General features: G+C 36.9%; 13 protein-coding genes. 1 reads left to right on the top strand and 12 read right to left on the bottom strand.

The window, feature by feature from the left end; translation table 11 throughout:
- Window positions 1-140: 140 nt before the first annotated feature.
- From R50345_RS15525 to R50345_RS30325, 10 genes are all read right to left on the bottom strand, one after another.
- Complete coding sequence (locus R50345_RS15525) at window positions 141-1,874, bottom strand: UvrD-helicase domain-containing protein (protein ID WP_156114809.1); 1,734 nt, start codon at window positions 1,872-1,874, stop codon at window positions 141-143.
- Window positions 1,867-4,029, bottom strand: a complete 2,163-nt coding sequence (locus R50345_RS15520; protein ID WP_081954095.1) for an ATP-dependent nuclease — start codon at window positions 4,027-4,029, stop codon at window positions 1,867-1,869. Before R50345_RS15520 ends, R50345_RS15525 begins: the two co-directional genes overlap by 8 nt.
- Window positions 4,030-4,645: 616 nt before the next feature.
- Entirely contained in the window at window positions 4,646-5,644 is a 999-nt protein-coding gene (locus tag R50345_RS15515; protein ID WP_042127969.1) for an NADP-dependent oxidoreductase, read from the bottom strand.
- Between the two features lie 80 nt (window positions 5,645-5,724).
- Window positions 5,725-6,807 (bottom strand): alkene reductase, encoded by a 1,083-nt coding sequence (locus tag R50345_RS15510; RefSeq protein ID WP_042127967.1) that lies wholly within the window; start codon window positions 6,805-6,807, stop codon window positions 5,725-5,727.
- A 42-nt stretch (window positions 6,808-6,849) separates the two neighbouring features.
- Window positions 6,850-7,548: an SDR family oxidoreductase gene (locus tag R50345_RS15505; protein WP_042127965.1), complete on the bottom strand. Its 699-nt coding sequence runs from the start codon at window positions 7,546-7,548 to the stop codon at window positions 6,850-6,852.
- 233 nt (window positions 7,549-7,781) lie between these two features.
- Window positions 7,782-8,360, bottom strand: coding sequence for a TetR/AcrR family transcriptional regulator (locus R50345_RS15500; protein ID WP_042127964.1), 579 nt, complete (start codon window positions 8,358-8,360; stop codon window positions 7,782-7,784).
- Window positions 8,361-9,662: 1,302 nt separating this feature from the next.
- The gene (locus R50345_RS15490; RefSeq protein ID WP_156114808.1) at window positions 9,663-10,463 is read right to left on the bottom strand and encodes a hypothetical protein; all 801 of its coding nucleotides are present in this window, start codon (window positions 10,461-10,463) and stop codon (window positions 9,663-9,665) included.
- A 509-nt stretch (window positions 10,464-10,972) separates the two neighbouring features.
- Window positions 10,973-11,185, bottom strand: coding sequence for a DoxX family protein (locus R50345_RS15480; protein ID WP_042127957.1), 213 nt, complete (start codon window positions 11,183-11,185; stop codon window positions 10,973-10,975).
- 59 nt (window positions 11,186-11,244) lie between these two features.
- The gene (locus R50345_RS30330; RefSeq protein WP_231573770.1) at window positions 11,245-11,433 is read right to left on the bottom strand and encodes an NAD(P)H-binding protein; all 189 of its coding nucleotides are present in this window, start codon (window positions 11,431-11,433) and stop codon (window positions 11,245-11,247) included.
- A 47-nt stretch (window positions 11,434-11,480) separates the two neighbouring features.
- Window positions 11,481-11,627 carry a hypothetical protein gene (locus tag R50345_RS30325; protein WP_156114806.1) on the bottom strand — a complete coding sequence of 49 codons (147 nt, stop codon included), beginning with the start codon at window positions 11,625-11,627 and terminating at the stop codon, window positions 11,481-11,483.
- 110 nt (window positions 11,628-11,737) lie between these two features.
- Between R50345_RS30325 and R50345_RS15470 the strand changes: the two genes are divergently transcribed.
- Complete coding sequence (locus tag R50345_RS15470) at window positions 11,738-12,454, top strand: hypothetical protein (RefSeq protein WP_042127955.1); 717 nt, start codon at window positions 11,738-11,740, stop codon at window positions 12,452-12,454.
- A 678-nt stretch (window positions 12,455-13,132) separates the two neighbouring features.
- Here the strand turns inward: R50345_RS15470 and R50345_RS30320 are convergent.
- Both R50345_RS30320 and R50345_RS15460 read right to left on the bottom strand, forming a co-directional pair.
- Window positions 13,133-13,441, bottom strand: a complete 309-nt coding sequence (locus R50345_RS30320; RefSeq protein WP_052414614.1) for a hypothetical protein — start codon at window positions 13,439-13,441, stop codon at window positions 13,133-13,135.
- A complete protein-coding gene (locus tag R50345_RS15460; RefSeq protein WP_052414613.1) occupies window positions 13,428-13,883 on the bottom strand; it encodes an HIT family protein in 456 nt (151 codons plus the stop codon). Before R50345_RS15460 ends, R50345_RS30320 begins: the two co-directional genes overlap by 14 nt.
- Between the last annotated feature and the right edge of the window lie 14 nt (window positions 13,884-13,897).

Genomic DNA, 13,897 nt, shown 5'->3' with positions numbered 1-13,897 from the left:
TGTTATATAGAAAAATTATCTTGCTCTAAATCTCCTACCTTGAATAGACGAGTTCTTTACTATTTTTTCATATAAGGTATTTTTATGACCATTATTTATTAGAAACCTAATTGACACTGTTAAAGCTAGCCAAATCATTTTTATAAAAATTCGATTGAATCTTTTCCGAACCAGGTAGACAGAGTTTCAATTGCTGGATCAGATAGCTTTTGAGTGAAAAGTAATGCTAACCGCTTTTTTGGCCTTGAAACAGCAACATAAAAAAGATTTCTATTTCGTTCAAAAAACTCAAGCTTTTCCGGGGGAATATCATTTAATGCGTATTCTAGCATTTGAGAGAAATTGTACATTGCCCAGCCTCGACCAAAGACTACTAATACATTCTCAAATTCGGCCCCTTTTACGCCATGTTTTGTAGCAAAGGGTGTTTTTTCTTCTATGAATTTGTTTACAGCAATTACTTCTTGATAAGAAACCGCCTTAAGTTTCAGTGTCTGTTCACATATTTCTTTTTGGTGTTCAGTAAAGTCATCTTTATAATTATTTAAAAGATCATTTTCAATTTTCATGATATTCTCTGGTAATAACGGATATTTTGTAAGGAGAAGATGATTGATAACCTTATCTATACTTTCACTTTTCCGATAGGATAAAAGTTTGTCCATTTGACTTGCTAAATTTTTTTTATCACTATGAGAACGAATAAGAGGGGTGTTGCCTTCGAGTATGGAGAACATTTCACCATATTTCCGATTCTCATAAGCTATGCAAACAGGCTCTAATACATCCATGAAAAAAGCCATATATGGGTTTTCTTTCTTAATGTATGATTCATTGCGTGAAAAAACACTTGCTAAATTTTGATATCCTTGTTCATTGGCAAGAACGTTATGAGTTAACATTAGTATTTTAGTCTTATCTGGGGAAAAGTCCCATCCACTGATTATAAGTTTAGCTTTAGTCTTTTCAAGATAGTTGTGTGCAACATCAGATGGAAGATCATCTCTCCAATGGCCCTCCGTTCGACGTACCCCTTCCCATTGATTGGTATGATAGATGTTTATAGATCCTATACTTAGAGGATCACTAATTTCTTGAGGTAATTCCGGTCGCATTTTATTGAGGCCATCAATAATTGCTTTACTAGAACGAAAATTTGCCCTTTTACCAATTACTTCTAAATCGTCATGCTCGATTTTTCCGCACCCTGTATTGTAAATCTTCTGCCAATGGTCTCCAAAGAATCCAATGAGTGGACCATCTGGTTTATTAAGAAAATGTTGCTTTAAAGATTTTACAAAAAGCTTATCTGTATCCTGGTATTCATCTATCAGTATGATTGGGTATCGCATTAGGAATAATTTACGGAATTTAATATCATCCAGTAAGCAAACAGTTAATGAAAGAACATCATTATGACCAAGCATGATTTGATTATTAGTGACTCTGGGATAGCCTAACTCATATTGAATGGAATAGTTTTTAATATCGGTAATTTCTTTTAATCGTTCTGACCATTTGTCTAGTTGTTGTAATTTTTCGCGTAGTCTAGTTTGAAAATCTTTGATTATTGACCAACAGAATGCATGAATTGTCGCTGTGAAAATCGCAGGATGACGGTCAGTCCGAGACTCTATCTCGTCTCTAGCTACATTAGTATAGGTTATACATGCAACCTTTTGATTTTTTCGAATTAGTTCGGGACCTTCGTTCTTAATTATGTGTTTTAGAGAATGAATTAATGTATAGGTTTTACCTGCACCTGCACCTGCTTCTAATACAAAACTTCTTCTTCCAGTGATACATTCATAGACACGATCAAGAGATTCTTTAGCTGCTAATTCAGCGGGATTAATCATAAATCCTTCATGCATTGGTTAATACCTCCGCGCATGGGATTTCAATTGGTGCATCGATAAGATTTTCTTCGAGATTTTCCGCCAACCAAAATAATCCTTCCTTGATGTATCTGGGAACATCCCAATCGGTTTTGTTTATTGCGTAATCTAGAGCAAAGTTTGTCTTATCAACTTTTTTTGCTTCATCCCATGCGGCTTTCGCTATTTCTAGACTGGTAGTACCGACTAGATTCTCAAATAAATCTTTATTTGCTAACATGAATGCGTCTTCGAAACTTCTGCCACAAGGTAATGTCTGGTATTCTAAAATATCTACAACATCTGTTTTCTGAGGAGCATCAGCAGAATTTGTTGCTGCAGCTTCCTCCAATGCAGCTACCATCTCCTGCGATCCTGGTTCTGTTCCATCTGGCACTTGATACGCTATACGTATTAGTCTATGAATTTTTTCTTGCTTTGATTTTATTAGTAGGTCTGCTGGTGAAATATTATCATTGCTAAACCATCGTTTCAAACAGGTATTACTGGTATATGTCCCTTCTGCTACTATGCATTTTTTTCTGTAAGATCCATTATCAGCTTTAACTGAATCTATATCAGTTATAATAAGGGATTGTAGTTCTAAAAAATCTAAAAATGAAAAGAAATGGTGTGCATATGCCCCGCCAACTTCTATTACTGTTAGATATTTACTCGATAACGACTCTTCAGGTGTCTTGTTTTTATCGATTTTTTGAATTATCTTAGGCATTAAAATTCGTTCGGTTGGACCTTCGATTAATATGACTTTATCTGCGAAAAATAAATCACATCTTGTTAAAGTTAAATATTTATGTAAGAATTCTTTGTCTTCCTTATGAGTTTCTCCTGAAAATCCCACTTTTAAATCTTTTACCCGTGTATAAATCCCTCTAGATTTATTACTTAAAAAATACCTGATAGCTTCAAAAGGGGCTTCGTTAGCAATATGAGTAGAATGAGTTGTAATAATAAATTGAATTGGCCATGGTACCCCACTATTAAAACGTTGTGAAAAGTCATTAATTATCTCAGTGATTTTGCGAATAAAAACCTCCTGCATTTGAGGATGTAAATGAGCTTCCGGCTCTTCAATAAAAACCAGATGAAAGTTTGGTGCGATTTTATTTGATTTATATGTTTTAAAAAACTCGAACAATTGGAATAGTATGTAAATTAAATTTCTAGAACCCAATCCGTTGTATGTTTCTGGAAGATTGATACCATTCATACCAGGATAATGTACTTTAGTGTGGTTCTCCAGAAGCCTTTTTACGTCTAATATTGTCTCAGTATGAAGTGGTACGTTGTTAAGACCTGGATATCCGAAAAGTGATAGTGCCGGAAGTAACTTGTTTAAGTGCTCATTGAAATCAGTGTCTAGTTTAGACTGTATTTCTTTAACAGCGTCCTCTAGTAATGAAGCTGTATTATTATCATCAGGTAACGAATTATCTTTTTTAGCTATGTCCAACATACGCTCTACGACTTTGCCGAGGACGTCACTAGTTTTATGTGTCGTATCGTCCAATCCTCTTTGGGCATTAATGAATCCAGTTTGTATTAGAGAACGAAAAACTGATATATCTAATAACTTTTGATTAGTGCTATCTTTTGGATCAATTGCGTGAACATAGGCAGCAAAATACTGAGGCACTCGTTCTTTTATTTCTCTAAAGAAGGCTTTTTTTTCTTGCACAATTTTTTTTGGATCACCCGTATATTCGAGGTTATCAAAAAGTGAACTAATCTTTCCATCTTTTAATTGGTACTTTATGTTTATTATTACTTGTGTGGATGACACATCAAGATCAATAATAAAGTCTCCTAACGCTCCTAGATTGTCAGTCTCTATATCATAAATAAGTGTAAGTGTTATTTCTATATAGGGCAGGGTTTGTCGAATTTCATTATCTTCTTTATCCTCTTTCAATAACATAAATGCATTCCAAAAATCCTCTTGTATGGGTATGGAGAAGTCCTCAAGATTAAATTTAGCAGTATTATCTGATAGCAAACGTCTAAATATCTCTGTAAAAGATGTTTTACCAGAATTATTACGCCCTACTATTAATGTAGTTGTTTCTTCAAGTGTGAGTTCAACTTCATTTAATAGCCTAAAGTTTTTAATCTTCACTTTATCAATATACATATACACTCTCCTCGAAGAACGATTTGTTTCCTTTATAATAACCTAAAATTCACCAATTTTCTCTATAATTATTCATTTACATAAGGCAATCGAATTGAAAGACGGGTTTAATTTTATACCAACCGCCCGTATTATACTTATTAGTATTTGAATTCTTTTCTTGCTCTTATTTATTACAATTTCGCTAAATCATGTATTGATTGTGTGATTAAATATTTGAAATAACCTAAATCCATCATTATGTGGGTTAATTAGTGTCAAAAAACCACAATGTAGGCACCTTTGTGCAATATTCTGTGACAAAAAAATGCCTACATAAAAAAAGAAAAGCCCGGAAACTGGGCTTTTCTTCAAATGAATTATGTAGGCAACTTTGTGTCACTGGACAATGCTCGTTTATTATTATACCGTTAAAAGACAAGAACTTGTATCTATGCCCTCTCTTAGGATGACAAAAAAGCTGATCTTCAACAAGATCAGCTCTTAGTTATTATTTAATCCATTTTTTTGATTCATTCAGGCATAAACCATCGAAATCTCAGAAGTAACATTTACAATCAGTTAATGTATTTGGCTCATTTATTTTCTCTTGATAGATATTATATTCACTCCTTCCTTAGAAAGTTACAATAACTTTGCCTTGTGAGTGACCAGTAGAAACTTGATGTAATGCCTTATTAATATCATTAAATTTGTAAATTGAATCAATTGAAGCCGTAATATTCTCATTTTCAATAAGACTAGTAATCTCTTGTAACTGTCTCCCATTGGCTTGCACAAATAAAAAGTGATATTCTTTATTATCTCTTGCTGATAAACGGTCTAAACGAGCACCCACTAAACCAAACAACATTTTCTTCCAGATTGGAAAATTATTTTGGGCGGCAAAGCGATAATTTGGTAATCCCTTCAATGATACTAATTTTCCTTGAGGTCTTAGAATATCAAGTTCCGTTTTTATTTCGTCTGTACCCAAGGTGTCTATCACATAATCTATATTGGATAGAACCTCAGCATAGTGTTCCTCTTTATAATTTATAAATCTATCTGCTCCAATCGAAAGTGTGCGTGATCTCCCTCTTTCACTACCACTTGTAATAACGCATAACCCCATTGATTTAGCAATAGGGATCGCCATTGCACCGAAACCGCCGGTTCCGCCAGGAATAAATAACTTTGCATTAGGCTGAGCATTTAGTACATCCTTCAATGCTTGATAAGCTGTTAATGCAGTAAGGGGGACTGCAGCCGCTTCAATAAAGGATAGATTTCTAGGGATTTTAGCTATAGCGTCATCTTTGACCGCCACATATTCAGCAAAAGCTCCTATTTTATTCACCGGTAACCTTGTATACACTTGGTCACCAACCTGAAAATCAGCAACATCTTTACCAACTGCCTCAATAACACCAGATAGTTCATTGCCTAATGTTAATGGGAAATCATAATCAGCAATCATTCGGATACTGCCATTTAAAATAAGAAGATCTAATGGATTTACACCTGCAGCTTTTACTTTAACGAGTACCTCACGATTATTGATTTCCGGTATTTCCACATTATTTATGACCAACTTAATTTCTTTTGAGTATTTCTGCATTTGAGCAGCTCTCATGTTCTGCCAACCTCCTATCCACTAGAAAATCTTATGGCGTACAAATTTTAGTTGTACGCCATTTGTGGTTTCACATATCCTTATTGCTGTTGAGATTTTAATTCTTCCATTTTTGGATAGTCTGTATAACCTAAGCTTCCGTTACCTGCGTATAATGTTTTAGGATCAACCTCATTTAAAGAAAATCCTTTTTTTAGACGGTCTACTAAATCGGGATTAGCTAATGACCAGACACCGATTGGTACCACATCAGCAATACCATTCTCAATATCTACACTTATATCTTCAAGTGCTCGTCCTGCTCGATTGACCAATAATGGATTTGTCCAAATCGAACGGATTTCTTGGAGCAGTGTTTCGTTCCCTAAATGCATTACATGGAGGTATGCTAAATTATACTTAGCCAATTCTTTAACAAGATAGCGATAAACCTCAGGTCCTTGTTCACCCTCATTGATCCCACCAAGAGGTGTTCCAGGTGAAATACGGAAGCCAGTTCTTTCTGCTCCAATTTCATCAATGACTGCTTTCGTTACTTCGATTGCAAAGCGAGCTCGGTTCTCCACAGAGCCACCGTATTTGTCGATTCGTGTATTAGAATTTTCACCAATAAATTGATTGATTAGGTAACCGTTGGCTCCATGAATTTCAACTCCATCAGCACCTGCTTTAATAGCTGCTGCGGCTGCTTTACGGAAGTCTGCAATAGTATTTTGAATGTCTTCTTCACTTAGCTCACGTGGGACGGGTATTTCCTGCATTCCTTTAGCAGTAAACATTTCTACACCAGGTGCGATCGCAGAAGGTGCAACGGCTTGACGATGATGCGGAGTATTGTCGGGGTGGGACATGCGACCCACATGCATTAATTGTATATACATAAACCCACCTGCTTCATGCACTGCATTCGTAACCTTTTTCCAACCTTCTATCTGCTTTTCAGTATAGATACCAGGTGATTTTAAATAACCTTGTCCATCATCAGATGGTTGTGTACCTTCACTAATTATTAATCCCATAGATGCTCTTTGAGCATAATAAAGGGAGCTTAATTCCCCCGGCGTACCGTCCTTTTCCGCTCTGCTACGTGTCATAGGTGCCATTGCTAAACGATGAGGTAATTCTATATTTCCAATTTTCGTTTTACTCCACAATTTGTTCATTTTGTACACTCCTCTTTGAATTAAGTTACAACGAAATTGTTACTAAGAAAGATTTGGATATAGTGCAGGAACGCCTACTGCAAGTGCACCTTGTATCTTACGGCTGTCATCATCAGCAATAATTTCAAAGCTTCCAGATTCTATGCCATCAATAGCTATTTTTGCGATATCTGCAGGGTTTACTTTGGGAACTTCTAAGGTGGTTGTCATGTCAGTATCCATAAAACCCACATGTAATCCTGCTACTCTAATATTATGAGGATACAGATTTAAACGTAAATCGTTCGTCAATGCCCACTCTGCAGCCTTTGCAGCTGAATAAGCACCTACAGTTCCAGAACTAAACCAAGATAATGCGGAAAGAACGTTCAAAATGGATCCTCCCCCGTTTTTTTCGAGTATCGGTGCAAAAGTACGCACCATGGATAATGTACCGAAGAAATGCGTATCAAACTCCAAATGTATTTTTTCTACATCATCGTCCAGTAAAGAGGCACCAGTAGATGATCCTGCATTATTGATTAAAAGCGTAACATCCTTTGCGAGGATAGCAGCTTCTGCAACTTCTTGAGGGTTGGTAATATCAAGCTTTACAGGTATAACGCCTGGAATATCAATGGTCTCAGGATTTCTTGCACTAACATAAACTTTGGCCCCTCTGGATAGAAGTTCAAGGGTAAGATGGCGCCCAAAACCTCGGTTTGCTCCAGTCACAAATGCCACTTGTTCGGAAATTTTCATTTTATTAGCTCCTTTTATCCATTTTTTGAGTACAATTCCTCATAATCTGAGCAAATAGTGACTCACTTTTTGATAAGTTCTAGGTATAGAAAGGTCTTACCATTTAAGAATGATCATTCTCGAAAGCACATAAGAATGGATCATTCAAGAAAGTAAACTATAAGCAAGGGAAGAAATGCATTTTGAGAACGATCATTCTAGAATATGCATAAGTAATTATATGTGAATAATAATTACTTATACAAAAGTTTAATAGATAAATCTGCTATACGATGTAATTTTTCTTTAGGCATGGAGGTCCTTGTCATTACCCTTAACCCCACACAAACAGAATGCAGATGTTCCGCTAGATCGTCGGCTTTGTAATCCGAGCTAAATTCTCCATCCTGCTGCCCCCACAGAATAATATCTTTGAACAGCTGCTCTGATAATGTGAACGATTCAGTAGACTTCAAATCCACATCTGTATCACGCATTGCCAACTCCACCGCTGAATTTACCATCAAACAGCCTGAAGGCGAATCTTCTTCACCATTTATTATGGAACTAAAGATAAGCTGAAGAGCCTCTGTAGCAGTCTTAGAGCGTTTAACTTCTCCAGTAAGCTCAGCATTCACTTTATCGCGAAAACGGTCCATTGCTTTTAAAAACAGCGTATGCTTGTCACCAAATGTGTCATATAAACTTCTTCGATGAACTCCCATATGCTCGACCAGATCTGTCAAAGATGTTTTCTCGTAACCCTGCTCCCAAAAAAGCTTCATCGCCTTATCTAATACTTCGTTCTCTTCGAATTCTTTGCTTCTTGCCATTCTATTCCCTCCCTAATAGTCAATGTAACATATTGAGAACGATCGGTAAAGAATAAAATATACTTCCCATTAGCATAAAAAAGCAGATCGCGTTGGCCGTATGCTTTCCTGTGTCTATTTCACTATCCTAACCGTGAGACTTGAAATCCTGTATAACAAGCTGAGACCTTTAATTCTAAAACTTTATCGAAAATATCAAACTAAGTCCGAATTATCCATCAGCTACATTGGAATGACTTTAACTGCCGTCCAGTTTGCATCTGCGGCATTTACCAGAAATGCGTATTTATAAAGACTAAATAGCTAATAAAAAGGAACTGTTGTGAATTAACTATACTGGAAGATACAAAGAAACAAACTCATCGACTATATATGTATAAATTCTTACTTTTTGTTCGTCAGCTTCGCCTTCAGGCGAAAGGAAAGAATTAATTGAACTCTATAGGTTCCTCTTCAGGGAATTTCCGCCAAACTAGGGTCAGCCAGCACAGCTCGGGAACCCTATTGGGAGCTACAAAGCACTGGATCATGTTGATTTTAAGTAATATCCTGCTTAAGACAATTACCTGTTGTTTTGAATTCACCACAAAGCGATTTAGTTGTCTTATAAAGACATATTTAGATAATCATTGAATCGGCAATAGTACCATGTTCTTGTCCATTATCGGCAATGGGATCAAGTTCTTGTCCTGAGCAAAGGACAAGAACTTGATCCCTTAAAACAGAAAACCCGCGTTGGGCGCGGGCTCTTATGGGACTATGTTCTTGTCCACCGACAACACTACAAGTCTATTGTTGTCGGTGGACAAAAACATAGTCCCTTGTAGGACAAGAACTTAGTCCCTTTGCCGACAAAGCCCTTATTCTGGCCATAAAAAAACAACTCAACTGGAGCAGTTTTCAATAATCATGCTTCTTTGTATAAGAACTTACGTAATTAATCAGTTCATAATTTTTTGGATAATCAATGGATATCCGTGCTGGTACATAGGATTTCATTTTTGAAATAGCTTTCTTTTTTCTTAAGCTATGATTGGGGCATTGATATTCAGTGATTCTTGTGTTGATTGTATTCTCATAATACATCTTAAAGTTTATACTTTCAGCGCTCTTACCTTTAACCTCTTGGTATTTAAAAGCCATTTTGAAGTTAGTTTTTGTGCTGTTGTGAGAATTGAAGCATTCGTGGCCCAGCTCACTGCCGGCATGCCTTAATGGTCTATATATTTGGCACAGGCCCCTCAAAAAAAATAACAGAACCCTTAACTTAAAGCACTTTAAGGGTTCTGTTTATTATTTTATTTATTTGACATATTTAATTGCATACTTGTCAAGAAGCATTTCGGATTTGTTCAATTGCTTAATTCCTTCTGCCTTCTTTTTTTCACCTGCATTAAATTTGGACCAATTTATTTTGGTCGTCTTCAAGCTGTCCCGCATTATAGTGAGCCCTTCCAGTTGGAGTTTTGCTCCTGCAAGAAAGTAGGTATGTATTTCTTTCAACTCTACATTATTAGCTTTGAGGTTTTTCAACCCGGATACAAATTTAGTATAATTGGGCAATACAGTATTGTTTAAAGTAAGAAAGAGTGTTTTTCTGGTTGAATCGTTCAGGAGTCTATTTTGATTTAACGTAGTTATGGCTTTCTTTTCATAGCTTCCTAATGGCTGCAACTGCTCAATGTAATCTTCCAGATCCTGTAACATAATTTCTTCGTGTGTAGGTTCCTTTATAACTACCGGCTTAGTTGGTTCAGGAATGACTGTATAATCATCCACCACTTGAACAGTAAATACATAAGGTTCAAACTTTTCTCCAATATTGACAGTTAAGGTAGCATTCCCTTTATTTATTGCATGAAGTTCAGAAACCCATTGCGTTTTTCGTACGACCTTGACAACATTCTCATCTGAAGAGATTGGAGTGAAGTCATGTTCCGTAACGTCTGCATCGGTCCAGTCGGTGATGGCTATTTCGTATGACTTCCACTCCCCAACTCTTATCTCAGCAGGTTTGGTCACTTTGACAATGTCGGTGATGTTCCGTGCAGCCGCATAAATACTGCCAGCCCCAAATACAACCGATACTATAATTGCTAGCATTAGCGAATAAATCCAACTCTTTCGTTTCATATAGCCTTATCCCCGCTTAATTATTAATAGTAAAGCATCTACCAATTTTGCTAAAACATTTCATGAATAGGTCGCAGGTAGCAAAAGCAGCATATTACTTTCCTCTTATATTATATAACTTAGCAGGAATAATTGTCTTATTTTTTTGGGTTATCTTCCCATTTCGGGGTACCCTCTTTAACTTATTTATTCCATAAATGGAAAAGGGGCAGCCATCTTCGTCCGGTTTCCGGCATTGTCATACTCATAAAAGGATCGGTTTTACGTCCGGGTCTATTCTGATCAGCTCTCACAAATATCCGTCCTCCAGCAGATTCCTGGCGGACGGATATTCAGCTTGTTATTTAATTTAATTATATACAATCTGTGCTGCCTCTTCCTGGGTGCGGCAGCCCTTGGGCTCAGTTCCTTACCCAAGTCCGTGAGTATTCCCGCATCTACAAACTGCTTCATGATATTGTACAGAAAGTCAGCCCGCTTCACCTGGGCCTCAGGTGCAAACACATAGCTGCTGTATTGTTCCAAAAACCAATAATTAAAAGAATTGCAGCACCTAATTCAATAATTCCTGTGACAACACGGAACCATTGTGGCAGACGCCATTGTTTAAAAGCTTCAATATGCATTTTTGAACCAAAAACCTTTCCTATACCTGCCCCTAACATTATGGCTAAAAGCCTTGTATAATCCACGCTAAAATTGTCAAATTCATTTCCTCCTATTTGATATAGACAATTGGCATTTTGCTAATCTATTTATCTTTTCGTAATGCTTCAAACATGCAAGCTGCTACGTTTTTACGTGAAACGTTAAATTTGCCCGATGTATCACCGAATGAAGTCGCATAACCATTCCCTTCTTTATTTACATTTGGATTAATGATTCGTACGACGGACCAATCCACTTTGCTCATATGAATGATCTGTTCAATAGCTTTCATTTCTGCGAAACCAGTTGGATACAGTATTTTCGCCATTATGTTAGGCATCATTGTATCGCTTGTTTTTTGTCATCTGCTGATTTAAGTGTAGGCGTAGCAAGTTTAATAGAACGTTTTACACCATGTTCCTCCATTACACGTAAAATCATGTCATGAGCCTTTGTAATCGGTATCGCTATAACTTTTCGGCTCATTGTACATCGGCTGCGAACCTTGAATTCGTACGTTTTACTTAGGAAGGGTATCACTTCAACTCATCCATGAATAGGCTGTTGTAATAAATTGAATAATGGAGGTATCCCAGATGACCTTTGGGAACGAATATCCAAACAGCCAGGCTAATCCATCCGTATCCCCTTACTTTACCCGTTACAATCCTTTCCCCTACTCTCATTACTACCATCTCTTCCGTTCAGAAAGCATTCTGGCAGATCTACCCTCAGACAGCGAAAACACCAAAAAAGAACTTTTAAATGGTTATAAGAACAAAAATGTATGCAGCGGACAGGGAATTGAGCTAAATACCGGAGGAAAAGTAGGTGGTAAACACGGCATTGGTTTAAATGCTGGCGGAAATTTAGCCTTAGGTAGCATGAGTATGTATGCAGGCGGCCATATGGGCACTCCTTCATATGGGATCCATGCGCAAGGCAATACTCATCTGAACAGCAGCGAGGGTCTAGGGCTCATTGCCGAAGCCCAGTCCTTCGGCAAGTACGGGATTGCGGCTCAGGCAAAAACCCAAATAGGTGGCGGTAAAGAGCCTGGTTTTTATACGGGGGCGCAGGTCGGAGGAGAGTACGGTTTGAGTGCTGATGCCGATGGACACTTGGGTTTCAGTCAAGGCGCGGGACTGCAAACCCATTTACAGCTTGGTGGCGAAAATGGTCTCGGCGCCCAGGCCAAGGCACAATTCGGCGGCGGTCAAGGAGCAGGCTTAGGAGTTGCCGGACAGGTAGGCAAATATAATGGAAAGTTAGGATTTAATATCGGCGGCAAGGACAAAGAAATCAAGGAGTAAAAGTTGCCCCAACGTTAAGTATAACCTTTCATTAGACATCCATTTAATCGTCAATGCGAATATATACTTGTCCCTTAGGAAATAGGTAATTATTTCTAAGTTTAATTGATGAATATTAAATCGGTAATAAAACCATGTTTCTGTCCATTAACGGCTAAGGGATCAATTGAGTAGCACTTATCGTTTCAAGTTATCTCTATCTCCTATAGTCTAGGGAATCGTATACATGTAAATGTTAGCGAAATGCAACTGTTGTTGATAGTCTATCGGTTTAAAACGTTCCGTTAACTTACCAATATAAAAGCCACTGTCGATCCCTCTTTTGAGAGTCACAGTGGCTTTTATAAATTAATTGAAGATTTTTGGAAGAAATAAGTGTATATATCCCTATTAAGTAAAATTTAATTTCAGTACTCTTAATTAAATTATTTTGTTCAGCAGAATTCATTAATTTATTAATAGAATTAAGCGCAGTATCTTTGAAAATTTCTTTGGTTTAAACTCACTTGACCCCATTTTTCTAAATCATCATGAATTAGAAACAACTGACAATCACCAACGGAAAAGCACCATAGAACGTTCTCTTTTCGAATACAGATTAAGCAAGATGCTTCACTATTTTAAGGAACGACATTTATCAATAAACCTATCCGATTTAAATATTTGGAGTAGTAATATTTAAATCTGATCAAAAAAAACATCGATTTTTGAATCGAGAATCTCTTTAATCGAATTTTCTACTTCCTTTAGCGTGGCAATAATCAATTCTGCACTATCACAAGAGTTATGTGCATCAATTAATGTTACAAACTCCCATGAAATGCTTTGCCAAACTAATAAACCATCCTCATTTTTATGTGCTCCACTCTCAATGTTTCCACCATACCTACCGATAGTTATGTGTTGAAATTTCTCTACTGATGGCCAATTGAGATATGCTTGTTCAGAACCAATCCAGTTTAAATCTGTTAAACTATTCGATTTCACGTTGAAGAACACCTCTCAATCGGGAACAGACTTCTTCTACTTGATTAACTGTACCATGTACTTCTTTATAGTTTCTGATATTTGTTGGATGCCATAATTCTTTGGGTGTGCCAGGGTACCTTGGGATAAGGTGAATATGAAAATGAGGAAAAGCATCACCTTGTACAAAGCTATATACATGTTCAGCGTTTTCTGAGTCTCTTAATCCTCTACCTAACTTATTTAAAATAAAGCCAATAGCACGTGCTTCATCATCGTTCATATCACCATAGCCAGCTGCATGCCGCTTTAAATCTACTATAAGGTAACCCAAATAAATCAAAGGTTCATTAGATCCAATGTGTCCCACATACACAAATTCATCTTCATAAATGCACCCACCATTCACTTTAAGTTCACCATTATGTTTGCGGCATATAAAACAATCATTTGAAGACATCATTTTAGTATACGCTC

The organism is Paenibacillus sp. FSL R5-0345 (genome assembly GCF_000758585.1).
Classification (GTDB): Bacteria; Bacillota; Bacilli; order Paenibacillales; family Paenibacillaceae; genus Paenibacillus_AQ.
Note: the sequence above shows the minus strand (reverse complement) of the source record. Positions and strands in the feature narration are given on the sequence as shown.